The organism is Peloplasma aerotolerans (genome assembly GCF_030012175.1).
Taxonomy (GTDB): domain Bacteria; phylum Bacillota_I; class Bacilli_A; order Acholeplasmatales; family Acholeplasmataceae; genus Peloplasma; species Peloplasma aerotolerans.
The window spans coordinates 59,051-75,961 of record NZ_JASCXW010000006.1 but is presented as its reverse complement, the minus strand read 5'-3'; the positions used below and the strand labels follow the sequence as shown (position 1 = coordinate 75,961).

Genomic DNA, 16,911 nt, shown 5'->3' with positions numbered 1-16,911 from the left:
TCTTAGGAGGAATTTTAAATGAAAACTGAAGTAGGAATCATTATGGGTAGTAAATCAGATTATGAAACTATGAAAAACGTTGAGCAGGTTTTAAAATATTTTGGTGTGTCTTTTACATCACAAATAGTATCTGCACATCGTACACCAGACTTAATGTTTGAATATGCAGAAACTGCAAAGGACAAAGGCATAAAAATCATTATTGCAGGAGCTGGAGGTGCTGCTCATCTTCCAGGAATGATAGCGTCAAAAACAACGCTACCTGTATTAGGTGTACCCATTAAAAGTAAAGCACTAGAAGGAATTGATTCTTTATTATCGATTGCACAAATGCCATATGGTATACCTGTAGGTACTTTAGCAATTGGTGAAGCAGGTGCAAAGAATGCAGCTTTGTTAGCATGTCAAATACTTGCTTTAAATGATTCTGATTTAGCTGTGAAGATTGAAACATTTAGGAAAAATCAAACGGAAAAGGTTTTACAAGATGTCTTATAAAAACATACAACCAGATCAAACAATCGGCATTATTGGTGGTGGACAACTTGGTAGAATGCTCTCTTTTGCTGCTAAGCAAATGGGTTATCGTGTTGCTATTTTAGATCCTAAAGAAAACTGTCCAGCAGCTCAAGTTTCAGATCTTCATATTTGTGCACCTTTTCATGATCAAATAGCACTTCAAGAGTTATATGATATATCAGATGTATTGACTTATGAGTTTGAAAATGTTCCACATCAAGTTTTAGAACCTTTTTTAGATAAAATACCACAAGGATTATTTCCTTTAAAATTTACTCAAGATAGATTGCTTGAGAAAGAGACAATACAAAAAGCAGGCTTTAAAACAGTTCCTTATCTAAAAATCGACACTCAAAAAGATTTAAAGATAGCATGTGAAAAGTTAGGTTATCCAGTCTTGCTAAAGACAAGAAGTGGTGGTTATGATGGAAAAGGACAACAATTCATTCATCATCAAGATATTCAAGTTGATATTAATGGACCCTCTATTTTGGAAAAAGTTATTGAATTGAAACAAGAAGTATCACTGATTGTTACAAGATCAATCCATCATGAAGTCAAGTCGTTTCCAGTCATTGACAATATCCATCGTGCTCAAAGACTTATCGAATCATCAATACCAACATCATTATCAGAACAACTCATGGAAAAAGTTTTACATATTGGTAAGCGTTTTGCTGAAAAAATTGATTTAATCGGAACACTTGCAATTGAATTTTTTATAACAACAAATAATGAAATATTAATTAATGAATGTGCACCACGTGTTCACAATTCAGGACATTTAACCATTGAAGCATGTCAAGTTAGTCAATTTGAACAACATATTAGAACAATCACTGGACAGCCATTAAAAGAAACAAATATGATTTATCCCGCTCTTATGGTTAACATTTATGGCCAAGACTATCAAGCATCACTTGATGTCTTAGCAAACTACCCAAACATTCATTACCACTTGTATGGAAAAAAAGAAATGAAGAAAAATCGCAAAATCGGTCACGTGACGATTTGTACAAAGGATATAGAACAAAGAGAATATTACCGTAATGTGATGCGAAATATACTGAACAAGGACGTTTAAAATGAAACCAAAAAGACTGTTTGTTGAGAAAAAGAATACATTTCAGACCGAAGTCGAACGCTTACGAATCGCAGTTCATAATGATTTGAGCATCGATTTAATCAACTTAAGAAAATGGACAGTATATGAGATATTTCATGTGGATGAAAAAATCATTGATATGCTCAAATGGCAAGTATTTGGTGAAATTGCACAAGACATCATTTATGAGGAAATTGATTTCAAAGATTATGCTCACTTAGCTTATGCATATCTACCTGGTCAGTATGATCAAAGAGCGGATTCTGCTATGCAGTGTATTCAACTGGTTACCGGTAGAAGTGACATCATTGTGCAGTGTGCAACTTTAATAACTTTTGAGCAAATCAACTTAAGCGCATACACTAGCCTTTCAGAATATCTTATTAATCCAGTAGAAATGGGAGTCAAAGATATATCAAAAGAACCAGAACTTCCTATCTATAAAACGGAAAATAAAGTTACAAGAGTTTCTGGGTTCATTCAGTTTGATGAGCATGAACTGAATAAGTATTATAATGAAAAAAGCTTTGCGATGAAAATTGAGGATTTACGCTTTATCCAAACCTACTTTAAAAAATTAAATCGAAACCCTAGTGAAACAGAAATATATGTTCTTGATACATACTGGTCTGATCACTGCAGACATACAACATTTGAAACAATACTTGATGAAATAAAAATTGAAGACAGTTTAAAAACTCAGATTATTCAAGAGAGTTTGAACAAATACTATGAATTAAGAAAAAAGGTACATAAGAATAATAAACCAATGACGCTCATGGATATGGCAACCCTTTATGGAAAATACATGATACAGCAAGGTTTAGCAGATGATGTTGAGATATCAGAAGAAGTTAATGCGTGTAGTATTAAAATAAATGCTGAAGGCGAAACATACCTTCTATTGTTTAAAAATGAGACACACAATCACCCAACGGAAATAGAACCTTTCGGTGGTGCTTCGACTTGTATTGGTGGTGCAATTAGAGATCCTCTTTCAGGTAGGGCATATGTTTATCAAGCAGCCAGAGTAACAGGTGCTGCGAATGTGCTTGCTCCAATTAGCCAAACGAGAAAAGGTAAGCTACCACAAGCAATCATCACAAAAAAAGCTACTGAAGGATTTAGTTCATATGGAAATCAAATCGGTTTAGCCACAACATTAGTCCGTGAAATATACCACCCAGGTTATGAAGCAAAAAGGTTAGAGCTTGGTGCAGTTGTTGGCATGGTTAAATATGACAACATAAAACGGGAAACCCCTGAACCAGGCGATTTAATTATATTAATTGGTGGAGCAACTGGTAGAGATGGGATTGGTGGAGCAACAGGTTCATCAAAGTCACATGATCAATCATCGGTTGTTGATGCATCAAGTGAAGTACAAAAAGGCAATGCATTAATAGAAAGAAAATTGCAAAGATTATTCCTGCATCCAGAAGTTACAAAAATAATTAAAAAAGCCAATGACTTTGGTGCTGGTGGTGTATCAGTTGCAATCGGCGAACTTGCAGCAGGTATTAAAATCAATTTAGATTTAGTACCAACTAAGTATATTGGATTAAACGCCACTGAACTTGCAATCTCAGAAAGCCAAGAAAGAATGGCAGTTGTAATTCACCCTAAGGATTTTCAATTATTAAATCAATATGTAGAAAAAGAAAATTTAACAGCACATCATGTTGCTACAGTTACACGAGAAGAAAAACTTGTCATGACTAAAAACAATCAAACTGTTGTAGAAATTGACCGAGAATTCTTAGATACACACGGTGTTAGACAACACGCAAATGTTGTGATTCAGCAACCTATGTCAATGACACCTTTTGATCTTAAGCATTCCAAGTTAGAAGATATCGTTAATGAATCTATCCAATCGTTAAACACAGCTTCGCAACAAGGGATGATTGAATACTTTGATTCAACGATTGGACAGACAACTGTTTTGATGCCTTTTGGGGGTAAATACAAATTAACTGAAAGTGATGCTTCAGTTCATAAGTTACCTTTAAAAGATCGTCAAACTGACGTTACTAGTATTCTTACTTTTGGTTTTGATCCTAATGTTTCTTCATGGTCACCTTATCATGGTGCATATCTTGCTATTGTAGAAGCGATATCTAAAGTGGTAGCTGTGAATGGAAATTATCGTGACATTCGTTTTTCTTTTCAAGAGTATTTTCAAAAACTTGAGAAAGACCCAATTAAATGGGGGTCTGTTGTATCGACTATGTTAGGTGCGATTGCTGCACAAGATGATTTTCAAATGCCCTCAATCGGTGGGAAAGATAGTATGAGTGGAACATTTGAGGATTTACATGTGCCACCAACATTTGTTGCATTTGCTGTAACAACAGGAAAAGCATCGAAAATCATATCTTCAGAGTTCAAGTCAATTGGAAACTATGTATACTTAGTCAAAGCAAATTACAATCAAAATCATCTGCCTGATGCTAAACAACTGTTAAAGACATATGATGTTCTCAAAGAACTTATGGATAAAAATCAAGTTATTAGTGCAAAAGCTTTACTTAAAGGTGGCTGGCTTGAAGCAATTATAAAAATGTCATTTGGTAATCATATTGGCTTTGAACTATATACAAACCAATCACTTGAAGATGCATCATCACTTCATTATGGTGGCATAGTTATTGAAACAACTCAAAAGATAGAGCATTCTCAATTTATTCAACTGGGTCAATTAATCGAAGAACCTATCATTAAGCTTAATGAGTCTACTTTTAATCTAGATGAGTTATTAGAAAAACATAAGCAGTTATTTGCTCGATTATATCCGATAAGTTCATCTTATCAAGAAATACCTCAGACAATAGTTTATAAAGAAGAACTACCAAAGATTGACGTGATTAGAAACGAGCATCCTGTCGTAACCATCATTTCTCTACCGGGAACCAATTGTGAGTTAGACTCTAAATTTGCATTTGAAGATGCTGGTGCAAAAGTTATAATTAATGTATTTAGAAACCAAAACGAAGTCCAGATCCAAAAATCAATTATAGACCTTAAAGCATCAATTGATCAATCAGATATATTCATGATTCCTGGAGGTTTTAGTGCAGGAGATGAACCGGACGGTTCAGGCAAGTTCATTACAGCAATACTCTTAAATCCAATGATAAAAGCAGCAATTGAAAGACTACAACAAAGAAAAGGATTAATCATCGGTATATGTAATGGATTCCAAGCATTAATCAAATCGGGATTGTTACCTTTTGGTAAGTTAGGGGATGTTCATAAGAATAGCCCAACATTAACCATTAATCATATCAACCGACATGTTTCAAAAATGGTTTATACCAAAGTCATAAACAATCATTCACCTTGGTATAAAGAAATAAAGAGAAATACAATACATCATATACCTATATCACACGGAGAAGGTCGCTTTTATGCGAATCAAGAAATGATTGAACTGCTGATTAACAATCATCAAATTACAACTATTTATGTTGATGACAAGGGACATCCAGCGACAGATGGACTATATAATCCCAATGGTTCTGTATTATCAATTGAAGGGATCACGAGTCCAGATGGAAGAATTCTGGGCAAAATGGGTCACTCAGAACGATATGGCAACCAACTATATAAAAACATACCAGGCAACAAACTAGAAAATATCTTTAAAAGTGCTGTAGAAACCATAAGGAGAGGAAATTAAACATGAAAATTGAAAGAGGAAATATGCTTTATGAAGGTAAAGCAAAGATAGTATACAAAACTAATCACGAGGATAAAGTCATTATTTATTTTAAAGATGATGCTACAGCATTTAATGGTCTAAAAAAATCCACTGTTCATGATAAAGGTATCATGAATAATGAAATTACAGCCATCATTTTTAATTATTTAGAAACACAAGGAGTATCTACACACCTAATCAGTAAGATAAGTGATCGAGAGCAGGTATGTAAAATCTTAAATATATTTAAAATCGAAGTCATTATAAGAAATGTCATTACTGGAAATATGTCTAAACGATTAGGCATTAAAGATGGTACTGTACCAGATGAAACGATTTACGAGATGTGCTACAAAAATGATGAGTATCAAGATCCACTCATTAATGAAGATCACGCATTAGCGCTAAAACTAGCAACTAAACAAGAACTCAGTCATATAAAAGAGCTTGCTCTAAATATCAATGCATTACTTCAAAAATTACTAGATCCTCTCGATATCTTGCTTGTTGATTTAAAGTTAGAGTTTGGTAAGGACTCAAATCAAAAAATATATCTTGCTGATGAGATATCGCCAGATACATGTCGATTTTGGGATAAAAAGACGATGAAAAAACTTGATAAAGATCGATTTAGATTAAATCTTGGAGGCGTTGAAGACGCATATAGCGAAATTCTTAAAAGATTAAGAACCATATAAAGGAGTGCAAATGATAAAACTAGTCGATATGAAAGTTGAAATGCATGAAGAATGTGGGGTCTTTGGTGTATTTAATCACTTTAATGCATCACTATTAACATATAGAGGACTCAATGCTTTGCAGCATCGAGGACAAGAAGGTTGTGGAATTGTTTCTTCTGATGGGAAAACATTAAAAGCATTTAAAGGCGAAGGGTTAGTCAAAAACGTTTTTAAGAAAAAAGATATTGATGTACTAGATGGTTTACATGCTATTGGGCATGTGAGATACTCTACTTTTGGTGGTGGAGGAATTCACAATGTACAACCCTTTTTGTTTCATTCACAAAACGGACAACTAGGCTTATGTCATAATGGTAATTTAGTCAATGCAACTAAAATTAGAGGATATCTTGAACAACAGGGTTCAATATTTCAAACAACAGCAGATTCAGAAATCATTGCACATTTAATTAAAAGACATCGTGGTGAGATGATGAATCGGATTAAAGAGTCTTTACTATATGTGGAAGGTTCTTTTGCATTTATGTTTTTGCTTGAAGATGAATTATATGTTGCACTAGATAAACAAGGTCTAAGACCCTTATCTATAGCAACATTAGGTGATGGATATGTCGTCTCAAGCGAAACATGTGCTTTTGATGCTGTTGGTGCTACATTCTTAAGAGATGTACTTCCAGGTGAGGTTATTCATATTTCTAAAGATGGACTAAACTCAAGTTTTTACTCTGAAGATAGAAAACATCAGATGTGCATGATGGAATATGTTTATTTTGCACGCCCCGATAGTCAAATAGAAGGTATCAATGTTTATCAGGCAAGAAAAAATTCAGGGAAAGTATTAGCAAAAGAAGCACCAGTTGAGGCTGATATCGTTATAGGTGTTCCTGATTCAGGTATGAGTGCTGCCGTAGGATATGCTGAAGCATCGAAAATACCTCTTGAACTGGGACTTATTAAAAATAAAGCTTCTGACCGAACATTTATTGAACCGACACAAGCATTAAGAGAAAATGCAGTATCCCTAAAATTATCTGCTGTTCGCTCTGTCATTAAAGATAAACGTGTCGTATTGGTAGACGATTCAATTGTTAGAGGAACAACTATCAAACAATTGATTCAACTGCTTAAACATGCAGGTGCAAAAGAAGTACATGTTCGAATTACATCACCAGAAATTAAATATCCTTGTTTTTATGGGGTTGATTTTTCTACATATGATGAACTTATTTCAGCAAAATACAAACCCAGTGAAATGAAAGATGTGATTGGTGCACATTCCATTGCTTTCATTTCGATTCAAGGTCTTATAGATGCTGTAGGTAGAAAAGAAGGTGCTTATTGTACAGCATGTTATAACAAGAAATACCCTACATATTTATACGAAACAATTATAGATGCTAATAAACAAGTTAAATAGGAGAATCTTATGAGCAAAACTTATAAAGCATCAGGTGTTGATGTTAACAGAGGATATGAGGCAGTACAAAGAATTAAACCTTATGCAAAAGATACAAATCGCTTAGGCGTTATGTCTAACATTGGTGCATTTGCAGGTCTTTTTAATTTAGGTAAACTAAACTATAAGGAACCCGTGCTTGTCTCAGGAACTGATGGAGTGGGAACAAAACTTTTGTTAGCCAAACAATTTAATCAACATGATACAGTAGGTCAAGATTTAGTTGCTATGTGTGTCAATGATATCGTCGTTATGGGTGCTACACCACTATTCTTTTTAGACTATATTGCTGTCGGAGCAATAGATCCTAATCATATCGAAGAAATCATTAAAGGGATACATAAAGGATGCAAGCTGTCTGAGTGTGCGCTCATTGGTGGTGAAACAGCTGAGATGCCCGATATGTATAAAGATGGACATTACGATTTAGCAGGATTTGCTGTGGGTGTTGTAGAAAAAGAAAACATTATTACAGGTGAAAATATACAAGAATCTGATGTATTGATTGGGTTACCTTCAAGTGGGTTACATTCCAATGGATTTAGTTTAGTCAGAAAGATATTATATAAAGACCAAACAGTTGAAATAGATGACGCATTAAAAAAAGAACTTTTGACACCAACTAAAATATATGTGAAACCTATCTTGGAAGTTATAAAATCAATTCAAGTACAAGGGCTTGTTCATATAACTGGAGGAGGATTTGATGAAAACATCCCTCGTGTTTTACATCATGAGTTAGGGGTAACCATTCAAATCAAAGATATTCCTAAACCAAAGATTTTTGATAAAATACAATTATTAGGTAATCTAGACATACGTGAAATGTATGAGGTTTTTAATATGGGCGTAGGTATGGTTATTTTCGTTAGAAAACAAGATGCTTTGAAAACCTTAGAAATATTAAGACAGTCGGGAGAGAAACCTTTCATTATGGGGCATGTCACTAATAAAAAAGGAATTGATTTCATATGGTAAAGGTTGCTGTGTTTGCATCAGGAAATGGTTCCAATTTTGAAGCATTAGTTCGACATCAAAAACATTATAAAGTGGCATGCTTAATTGTTGACCAAGAAGCTGCATATGCTATTGAACGTGCTAAGCAATTTAATATTCAAACATACGTGGTTCCTAAGTCTTTATATAACACTAGAAAAGCCCATGAAGAAGCGATATTAGAGGTACTTGATATGCATCAAGTTGAGTGGATATGTCTTGCAGGATATATGAGAATAATAGGACACACTTTAATCTCAAAATATCCAAATCGCATTATTAATATACATCCATCTTTACTCCCAGCATTTCCAGGTAGGCATGCGATAAAAGATGCATACCATCACGGTGTAAAAATAACTGGTGTAACAATCTTTTATGTCGATCAAGGTATCGATACAGGGAAAATTATTACACAAGAAGCAATGTATATTAAAAAAGGTATAACCTTAGAAAATCTTGAAAAAGAAATCCATGTAATTGAACATAGGATTTATAGTGAAACTTTAGAAAAATTAATAGGAGGATATGATGAAACAAGCACTCATTAGCGTTTCTAATAAAACAGGACTTATCGATTTTGCTCAACAATTGATTGAAAAAAAGTATCAAATCATTTCAACTGGTGGTACATACAAACATTTAGTTGAAGCATCGATTCCATGCAAAATGATTGATGAAGTCACAGGCTTTCCAGAAATCTTTGATGGTAGAGTTAAAACACTCCATCCGAAAATCCATGGAGGATTACTCGGCATAAGAGATCATGAGAAACACCAGATAGAAGCAAAGCAAAACAATATTGAGTGGATTGACATGGTTGTCGTCAATTTATATCCATTTAAAGAAACCGTAAATATGAAGAATAAAACAGACGAAGATATCATTGAACAAATCGATATTGGTGGACCTTCAATGTTAAGAAGTGCAGCAAAGAATCATCGATATGTAACAGTTGTTTCAGATGTTAATGATTATGATCAAGTGATTAAAAATATGGATGAAGATGGAAATACATCTTATGACTTAAGAAGAGAACTTGCAGCGAAAGTTTATCAATTAACTGCTTCATATGATGCATATATTGCCACATATTTAACAAAAGAAAATTATCCGGAAAAATTAACTTTAACATACGAGAAAAAACAAGAACTCAGATATGGAGAAAATCCTCATCAATCCTCATGTTTTTATGTATCAAGTCAAGATATACCTTATTCAATATCATCAGCAATACAGTTGCATGGTAAAGCATTGTCATATAATAATATCCAAGATGCAGAAGCTTGTTTAAATATGTTAAAAACATTTGAAACGCACACTGTTGTTGCTGTTAAGCATATGAATCCATGTGGTATTGGTACAGATGATCATCTCCATAAAGCATGGGAGAAAGCTTATAATTCGGATCCCACCTCAATTTTTGGTGGTATTGTTGCATTAAGTGGTATTGTTGACATACATTTAGCAAAACAACTTGGAAATATATTTTTAGAAGTTATTCTAGCACCAGACTTTACTGATGAAGCACTAGAACATCTTAGACAGAAGAAGAATATAAGGCTTATGAAAATTAAGACTGGTATTCTAGAACATCAAAAAGAATATAAGAGTGTATCAGGTGGTCTTTTAATTCAAGATGAAGATCAAGAACTCTTCGATATGTTATCATTCCCAACCAAAGCAAAACCGTTAGAAAAAGATATTGAAGAAATGATTTTTGCATACCGAGTCGTTAAGTTTGTGAAATCAAACGCGATTGTATTAACAAAAGATTTTCAAACAATTGGCATAGGTGCTGGTCAGATGAATCGTGTTGGTGCTGCTAAAATTGCAATTGAGCAAGCAAAAGAAAAAGCAAAGGATGCATATCTTGCATCAGATGCATTTTTTCCAATGCCTGATACTGTAGAACTAGCCATAAAGGCAGGCGTAAAAGCAATCATTCAACCAGGTGGAAGTATTAAAGATCAGGAATCAATAGATCTTTGCGATGCACACGGAATTCCGATGGTTTTTACAGCAATGAGACATTTTAAACACTAATGAAAATCCTAATAGTTGGCCAAGGTGGCCGCGAACACGCATTAGCTTGGATAGCATTACGAAGCCCACTTGTAAGTCAAGTTTTTGTTATTCCAGGAAATGATGGTATGAAAGATGTCGCGACAACAATCAATCTTAAAGCTGATGATTATGAAGGCATCATTAGATTTGCAGTTAATGAAAAAATTGATTTAACAATTATTGGTAATGAACAACCACTTATAGATGGTCTAGCAGACATGATGATTGAAAATAACATACTCGTTTTTGGTCCATCCAAGAAAGCTGCTATGATTGAAGGTTCTAAATTGTTTGCTAAACAAATGATGAAAAAGTATAACATTCCAACAGCATCTTATCAAATGATTCATTCACTTGAAGAAGCTGAACTCTATTTAAACAAACAAACATTTCCTGTCGTTATCAAAATAGATGGTCTTGCGGCTGGTAAAGGAGTTGTAATTGCACAGAACTATGATGAAGCTATTGCAGCAGTTCAATCGAGTTTAAGTTTGAATCAACCAGTTTTAATAGAAACATTTTTAGAAGGCATAGAGTTTTCTTTAATTGCATTAGTTCATCAAAATCAAGTTTATGCATTTGATCTTGCTCAAGACTATAAAAGGGCTTATGATTTCCACAAAGGACCTAATACCGGTGGCATGGGATGCTATAGTCCTGTTGATTTAATACCGTTAGACGCAGTCAAAGAAGCAATGGAAAAAATTATGAGACCACTTGCTGAAGGCTTAGTTAATGAAGGTATCCCCTTTACAGGTTTTCTTTATGGTGGATTAATGCTCACAAAAGAAGGTGTTAAAGTCATCGAATTTAATGCTAGATTTGGAGATCCCGAAGCAGAAGTGATTTTACCAAGACTAAAAAGCGATTTGATTAATGAGATAATGAATCTAATGCAAAATAAACCTGTTCAACTTGAGTTTATTAATCAAGCGTGTGTTGGTGTGGTCCTAGCATCAATTGGTTATCCAGGACATTATGAAAAAGGATTACCTATAGAAATAAGTGAACATCCTAAGCGAATTCTTTTCCATATGGGGACAAAAAAAGAAGCAAACCAATTTGTAACAAACGGTGGAAGAGTCCTGATTAATGTAACATTGGGAGAGTCAATTGAAGATGCAAGAAATAATTGTTATAAGACGTTAAAGACCATTCAATCAGAATCTTTGTTTCATAGAAACGATATTGGTCAATTGAAATCCTAATCAGCAGTTTTAATAAATGAAAAAAATAATCTCATAAACCATGATAAGATGATATTGACAATATATCATCTTTTTAATAAGGAGAAAAATATGAATAAAATATGGATTAAAGATTACAAAAAAATAGAAGAACCATTAGAACATCTTATAAAAGAACTCAAGATTCAAGTCACAAAAGATCTAAAAGTTATACCAAAAATTGAACATGTTGCAGGTTACCATATTAAAAAAGTAGATGACCAAGTCGAGATTACCTATCAACATACCAATCATTTTTTTGCTGCCATGATGTATGTTCTAAGTCATCAAGATCAAACACATTATGAGATTCAAATGAACAATAGTTTTAAATCATTAGGGCTAATGCTTGATACAGCAAGAAATGCAGTGCCTAACATCATGACGATTAAAAAATATATCATGATTTTATCTCTATTAGGTTATAACTATTTAGAACTATATGTCGAAGACGTTATGGAAGTTATTGACGAACCTTTCTATGGTTATATGCGAGGAAAATATAGCATATCAGATATCAAAGAACTAGATGCGTTTGCAAGTATCTACGGGATAGAACTTATTCCATGTATTCAAACACTCGCACATCTTAATGGTATCTTTAAACACACTGAGTATCGCTTGATCAATGATATCGATGATATCCTTTTAGTTGGCAACGAAAGAACATATCAATTGATAGAAAACATCCTTAAAACAACGAAAGAAGCTTTTACATCTAAAAAGATAAATATTGGTATGGATGAAGCTTGGAAACTTGGACTTGGTAAATACCTAGCTCAAAATGGATATGAAAATAGATTAGCAATCATGAAGACACACTTAGATCAAGTACTAGGTTTATGTAAAAAGTATAAGTATGAACCATCCATGTGGGCTGACATGTTTTTCCACCTAGCTACAGGTTCATATAATCAACAGAAAGTTTCATTTACTAAAGACGTTATTGATCAAGTTCCAAAGGATGTTAATCTTATCTATTGGGATTATTATAGAACCGAGAAAAAGCCTTATCAAGACAAATTCGATTCTTTAAAACAATTGACACAAACCTATTCATTTGCAGGAGGAGCATGGAAATGGATTGGCTCTACGCCACATAACTTATTTACCATAAGATCGATGATGCCAGCCATTGAAGTTGCTATAGAAAATAACGTCCAAGATTTTCTATTAACCGCCTGGGGAGATAATGGTTCAGAGGCTGCACAATTATCTATTTTACCGTCTTTAATATTTATTAGTAGCCAGTCCTATCATATGGATTATAAAGATGTCTATTCGAAAACATTGACTAATTACAGTTTTGAAGAACTCCTCCAACTAGACTGTCCTGACTTGTTATATAAACATAATCTTTATACACCAACCAATCCAAGCAAGTATCTGCTCTTTGAGGATTTACTAACTGGACATAGACGAATTAGCGTACAAAAAAACTATAAAGGTTATTATAAGAAACATACTAAAACATTAAAGGAACTTTCTTTAAAGGAGTCACCTTATCAATATCTGTTTCAAACCCTTTATCTTTTGTCAGATGTTTTATCAATTAAATCAACACTTAGTTTAGAAATCTATGAAGCGTATCATAGTAAAAATATAGATGAGCTAAAACGTATCATATTAAAGATTAAAAAGGTTATTAAAAAAACTAAAGCATTCTATGAAGGTTTTAAAGCACAGTGGATTTTAGAAAACAAACGATACGGTTTTGAAATTCAATCTTATAGAATTGGTGGACTCCTACAAAGACTAGAAGAAGTTATATCCATAATCAACGCATATATTCATGGAGATATAAAAACAATTGTTGAACTAGATGAAAGAGTCATAACACCTAATTTAAATAAGAAGACTAATGGCACGATATATTTCAATCAATTTTCTAACTACATATCCTACAGTTTATTATAGAGTGCATGACTCATTTAAAAATGATTACTTTATGTTAATATAGATAAGGGATTACAATCTATTTAATGGAGATGCATGCATGACAGAAAAAGAAAAAATGTTATCTGGAAAACTATACTTAGCATCTGATGAAGAACTTCGTCAAATGCGTCAAAACGCAAGATCAATTCTCGATGTTTTCAATGCATCAAAGTTTAGTGATACAATCAAAAGAAGAGATCTTATTTTTCAACTTTTCGGGCAAGTTGGACAGAATGTTAAAGTCAATAAACCTTTTTATTGTGACTATGGTGTTAATATACATGTCGGTGATAACTTCTATGCTAATTACGATTGCATGATTATTGACGTAGGTGAAGTAAAAATTGGGCATAACGTATTTTTCGGGCCTAGAGTTAATATTTATACAGCAGGACATCCAATCGATAAAGATGTAAGAAATACACAATTAGAATATGGTAAAACTGTTACCATTGGTGATGATGTTTGGATTGGTGGAAATGTTGTAATCAATCCAGGTGTAACCATCGGTAGTAATGTTGTCATTGGATCTGGCTCTGTTGTTGTAAAGGATATAGAATCTAATGTGGTTGCTGCAGGTAACCCATGCAAAGTTGTAAGAAAGATTACAGAAAAAGATAAAAAGTTTTGGGAACAAGAACAAAATAAACATTAAAACATGAAAGGAAGTTATACCAAAATAGGGTATACGGTATAGAATATGAAACATGATGATGTAACATTAAAATTTGATTCAAGATTTGTGGGAGAAATGACATCTCCAACAGGAACTACAAAATTAGGAAGACAAGATAATGGACTTAGACCATATCACTTAATGTTTGGTGCGTTAGGCTCATGTTTTTATGCAACCTTTTTAAGTGTTGCAGATAAAATGAGATTAACATTTGATGATGTAGACATCAAAGTCTCTGGAACAAAAAGAGAAACTCCGCCAACAATACTTGATTATGTAAAAATAGAAATGACAGTATATAATCCAAGCGATGAAAAGAAAATGGAGAAAGCAGCAGAATTAGGTGCTAAGCATTGTTCAATACATGAAACGATAGAAAAGGTTGCTAAAATTGATTTAGTTGTAACATTCGAAAATAGATAATACATTGAAAAATGACTAATTGGTATTCGAGAAGTTTCTTAGTAAACATATAGGCTATCAACTTCTTAAAGTTACTCATCAACTAACTAAGAAGTATAAAGATTCAGTTGCTTTAGCTGTAGGTCTTCATCAAGATTATGAGAAAGCACAAGTGATTTGTGTCAAAAAAACTATAAAAAAATGCTTACCATTTGGTAGGCATTTTTAAAAATCATTTAAGAATAACAAAAAAGGAGCTTTTATAAACCACAACCTATTTTAAAGGATTAATTTTAGTAACCTCTTTTGATTTGTAATTTCCGGTTACTCCAGATTTCCTACTTAAGCATGCAGTTGATAAGATAGACAAATCAGATATATCAGGAGAAAGAAAATTAGACTTAATAGACTCTTCATGCATGAGTTCTGTACTCAAGTATTTCTTATTATCATCTGGAAACACGGTAACGACTACTGCATCTTTTCCAAGTTTGTTTTGAACCATTACAGCACCTATAAAATTTGCACCAGAAGATATTCCTACGCCCATCCCAAGAGAACAAGCTAACTTTTGAGCCATTATGATGGAATCTCCATCATCTACAGAAATAACATCATCCAATAATTCAAAATCAATGAGGTCAGGGATGAAGTCATCTGATATACCTTGTATTCTATGTTTTCCAACTTTACACCCTGTTGATAATGTTGGAGAATTTGCTGGTTCTAAAGGGTAAATCTTTATCGTTGGATCTTTTTCTTTAAAATATTTACCGACGCCCATGACAGTTCCGCCAGTTCCAACCCCTGCAACAAAAGCATCTGGCTTCTGATATGATTTTGTCATTTGCGACCAAATTTCTCTAGCGGTTGTATGGTAATGAGCATCAATATTGTATTGATTCGAGAATTGAGAAGGTAAAAATATATTAGGACTATTCAGACTAATCGTCTTAACTTTCTCAAGTGCACCAAGGAAACCTCCATCTTCTCTTGAAACAAGTTCAATTTTTGCACCATAACTTTTAATGAGGTTTATGCGTTCGGCACTCAACCAATCTGGCATATATATAGTAACTGGGTATCCTAAAGCTTTTCCGACAGCAGAAAAGGAGATACCTGTATTTCCACTTGTCACTTCAACAATGGTATCACCTGGTTTTAACTCATTACAATGAATCGCTTGATGAAGTATATGCAAAGCAATACGATCTTTTATGCTTCCTGTTAAATTGTATTGTTCAAGCTTTGCATATATAACACGCTCCTCACCTTTATAGCTATATTTAATTTGCGTAAGTGGCGTTTTACCAATCAATTGTGATAACCAACAAAAACAATCTATCATAGTTCCTCCAATGTACCAAGATTTATTCATTTATAAGCGCTGATATTTGACTATTCTTATATGTTTTTGATACAATATAATTAAATAGAAACACGAACACCTTTATTTTTTTTGTAACACATATGACAAAGTGACATAACGGGGGTAATTTATGCCGAAAGAAACCTTTTTAAACCTACCAGAAACAAAACGTTCAAGCATTATGGAAGCTATTCAAACAATATTTCTTGAAAAGCCAAATGGGAGGATATCAGTCTCTGACATTGTTAAGAAAGCAGACATACCTAGGGGAAGTTTTTACATGTACTTTGATGACTTGGAAGACATGTTTGACTACCTTCTTGACTTTTCGTTAATGGCTTATGAGCAAGAAGAACTTGAACGCATTGTTTCTAAAAAAATGACATTTTTTGAGTATATGGAAAGTGCACTAAGCAAAGATATTGAATTTTTTCAAAATTATCCTCATCAAAAAATAGTCTCAAAATTTATGAGTAACACTCATGTGAACAATTTTGATTATGATCGTTATTTAAGAAGAAGACATTCGTTCTATGCAAATTTCTTTATGCAAATTGATCGTAGTGAATTAGAAGGTCTCTCAGATGAGCGTATTATGTATCTATATAATTTTATGATTCAGTTTAAAATGCAGATGGTACAAACCGTTTTAAGAGGTAGGTTAACAGCTGAGCAAGTTTGTGATGAATATCATTGGTTCATTAAAATCATTAAACAAGGATTAATTAATATCGAACATGAATAAAGAACGGA

At 33.3% G+C, this 16,911-nt stretch carries 14 protein-coding genes; 13 read left to right on the top strand and 1 reads right to left on the bottom strand.

Features of this window, described 5'->3' with window-relative positions; genetic code table 11:
- The first annotated feature begins 18 nt into the window (after nucleotides 1–18).
- The 12 genes from purE (at nucleotide 19) to QJ521_RS03265 (ending at nucleotide 14,810) form a co-directional block, all read left to right on the top strand.
- Nucleotides 19–498: a 5-(carboxyamino)imidazole ribonucleotide mutase gene (gene purE / locus QJ521_RS03320; RefSeq protein WP_282839003.1), complete on the top strand. Its 480-nt coding sequence runs from the start codon at nucleotides 19–21 to the stop codon at nucleotides 496–498.
- Complete coding sequence (purK, locus tag QJ521_RS03315) at nucleotides 488–1,603, top strand: 5-(carboxyamino)imidazole ribonucleotide synthase (protein ID WP_282839002.1); 1,116 nt, start codon at nucleotides 488–490, stop codon at nucleotides 1,601–1,603. Before purE ends, purK begins: the two co-directional genes overlap by 11 nt.
- A 1-nt stretch (nucleotide 1,604) precedes the next feature.
- A complete protein-coding gene (locus QJ521_RS03310; protein ID WP_282839001.1) occupies nucleotides 1,605–5,306 on the top strand; it encodes a phosphoribosylformylglycinamidine synthase in 3,702 nt (1,233 codons plus the stop codon).
- 8 nt (nucleotides 5,307–5,314) lie between these two features.
- A complete protein-coding gene (gene purC / locus QJ521_RS03305) occupies nucleotides 5,315–6,025 on the top strand; it encodes a phosphoribosylaminoimidazolesuccinocarboxamide synthase (protein WP_347568073.1) in 711 nt (236 codons plus the stop codon).
- Between the two features lie 10 nt (nucleotides 6,026–6,035).
- Nucleotides 6,036–7,445 (top strand): amidophosphoribosyltransferase, encoded by a 1,410-nt coding sequence (purF, locus tag QJ521_RS03300; protein ID WP_282838999.1) that lies wholly within the window; start codon nucleotides 6,036–6,038, stop codon nucleotides 7,443–7,445.
- Nucleotides 7,446–7,454: 9 nt separating this feature from the next.
- Nucleotides 7,455–8,462 (top strand): phosphoribosylformylglycinamidine cyclo-ligase, encoded by a 1,008-nt coding sequence (purM, locus tag QJ521_RS03295; RefSeq protein WP_282838998.1) that lies wholly within the window; start codon nucleotides 7,455–7,457, stop codon nucleotides 8,460–8,462.
- Nucleotides 8,456–9,031, top strand: a complete 576-nt coding sequence (gene purN, locus QJ521_RS03290; protein WP_282838997.1) for a phosphoribosylglycinamide formyltransferase — start codon at nucleotides 8,456–8,458, stop codon at nucleotides 9,029–9,031. Before purM ends, purN begins: the two co-directional genes overlap by 7 nt.
- On the top strand, nucleotides 9,012–10,526 hold the full coding sequence (gene purH / locus QJ521_RS03285; protein ID WP_282838996.1) for a bifunctional phosphoribosylaminoimidazolecarboxamide formyltransferase/IMP cyclohydrolase: 1,515 nt from the start codon (nucleotides 9,012–9,014) through the stop codon (nucleotides 10,524–10,526). Before purN ends, purH begins: the two co-directional genes overlap by 20 nt.
- Nucleotides 10,526–11,755, top strand: coding sequence for a phosphoribosylamine--glycine ligase (purD, locus tag QJ521_RS03280; RefSeq protein WP_282838995.1), 1,230 nt, complete (start codon nucleotides 10,526–10,528; stop codon nucleotides 11,753–11,755). Before purH ends, purD begins: the two co-directional genes overlap by 1 nt.
- A 90-nt stretch (nucleotides 11,756–11,845) precedes the next feature.
- Nucleotides 11,846–13,690 (top strand): beta-N-acetylhexosaminidase, encoded by a 1,845-nt coding sequence (locus QJ521_RS03275; RefSeq protein ID WP_282838994.1) that lies wholly within the window; start codon nucleotides 11,846–11,848, stop codon nucleotides 13,688–13,690.
- Between the two features lie 79 nt (nucleotides 13,691–13,769).
- Nucleotides 13,770–14,366: a sugar O-acetyltransferase gene (locus QJ521_RS03270; RefSeq protein WP_282838993.1), complete on the top strand. Its 597-nt coding sequence runs from the start codon at nucleotides 13,770–13,772 to the stop codon at nucleotides 14,364–14,366.
- A 45-nt stretch (nucleotides 14,367–14,411) separates the two neighbouring features.
- Nucleotides 14,412–14,810, top strand: coding sequence for an OsmC family protein (locus QJ521_RS03265; protein WP_282838992.1), 399 nt, complete (start codon nucleotides 14,412–14,414; stop codon nucleotides 14,808–14,810).
- 253 nt (nucleotides 14,811–15,063) lie between these two features.
- Here the strand turns inward: QJ521_RS03265 and QJ521_RS03260 are convergent, their stop codons facing one another.
- A complete protein-coding gene (locus QJ521_RS03260; protein ID WP_282838991.1) occupies nucleotides 15,064–16,137 on the bottom strand; it encodes a PLP-dependent cysteine synthase family protein in 1,074 nt (357 codons plus the stop codon).
- Nucleotides 16,138–16,288: 151 nt separating this feature from the next.
- Here QJ521_RS03260 and QJ521_RS03255 point away from each other — a divergent pair, with 151 nt between their 5' ends.
- Nucleotides 16,289–16,903 carry a TetR/AcrR family transcriptional regulator gene (locus QJ521_RS03255; RefSeq protein WP_282838990.1) on the top strand — a complete coding sequence of 205 codons (615 nt, stop codon included), beginning with the start codon at nucleotides 16,289–16,291 and terminating at the stop codon, nucleotides 16,901–16,903.
- Nucleotides 16,904–16,911 lie beyond the last annotated feature (8 nt).

Excerpts from the sequence above, each read along its gene's own strand:
- purE (WP_282839003.1), top strand. The coding sequence starts at position 19 with ATGAAAACTGAAGTAGGAATCATTATGGGTAGTAAATCAGATTATGAA.
- purK (WP_282839002.1), top strand. The coding sequence starts at position 488 with ATGTCTTATAAAAACATACAACCAGATCAAACAATCGGCATTATTGGT.
- QJ521_RS03310 (WP_282839001.1), top strand. The coding sequence starts at position 1,605 with ATGAAACCAAAAAGACTGTTTGTTGAGAAAAAGAATACATTTCAGACC.
- purF (WP_282838999.1), top strand. The coding sequence starts at position 6,036 with ATGATAAAACTAGTCGATATGAAAGTTGAAATGCATGAAGAATGTGGG.
- purM (WP_282838998.1), top strand. The coding sequence starts at position 7,455 with ATGAGCAAAACTTATAAAGCATCAGGTGTTGATGTTAACAGAGGATAT.
- purN (WP_282838997.1), top strand. The coding sequence starts at position 8,456 with ATGGTAAAGGTTGCTGTGTTTGCATCAGGAAATGGTTCCAATTTTGAA.
- purH (WP_282838996.1), top strand. The coding sequence starts at position 9,012 with ATGAAACAAGCACTCATTAGCGTTTCTAATAAAACAGGACTTATCGAT.
- purD (WP_282838995.1), top strand. The coding sequence starts at position 10,526 with ATGAAAATCCTAATAGTTGGCCAAGGTGGCCGCGAACACGCATTAGCT.
- QJ521_RS03275 (WP_282838994.1), top strand. The coding sequence starts at position 11,846 with ATGAATAAAATATGGATTAAAGATTACAAAAAAATAGAAGAACCATTA.
- QJ521_RS03270 (WP_282838993.1), top strand. The coding sequence starts at position 13,770 with ATGACAGAAAAAGAAAAAATGTTATCTGGAAAACTATACTTAGCATCT.
- QJ521_RS03265 (WP_282838992.1), top strand. The coding sequence starts at position 14,412 with ATGAAACATGATGATGTAACATTAAAATTTGATTCAAGATTTGTGGGA.
- QJ521_RS03260 (WP_282838991.1), bottom strand. The coding sequence starts at position 16,137 with ATGATAGATTGTTTTTGTTGGTTATCACAATTGATTGGTAAAACGCCA.
- QJ521_RS03255 (WP_282838990.1), top strand. The coding sequence starts at position 16,289 with ATGCCGAAAGAAACCTTTTTAAACCTACCAGAAACAAAACGTTCAAGC.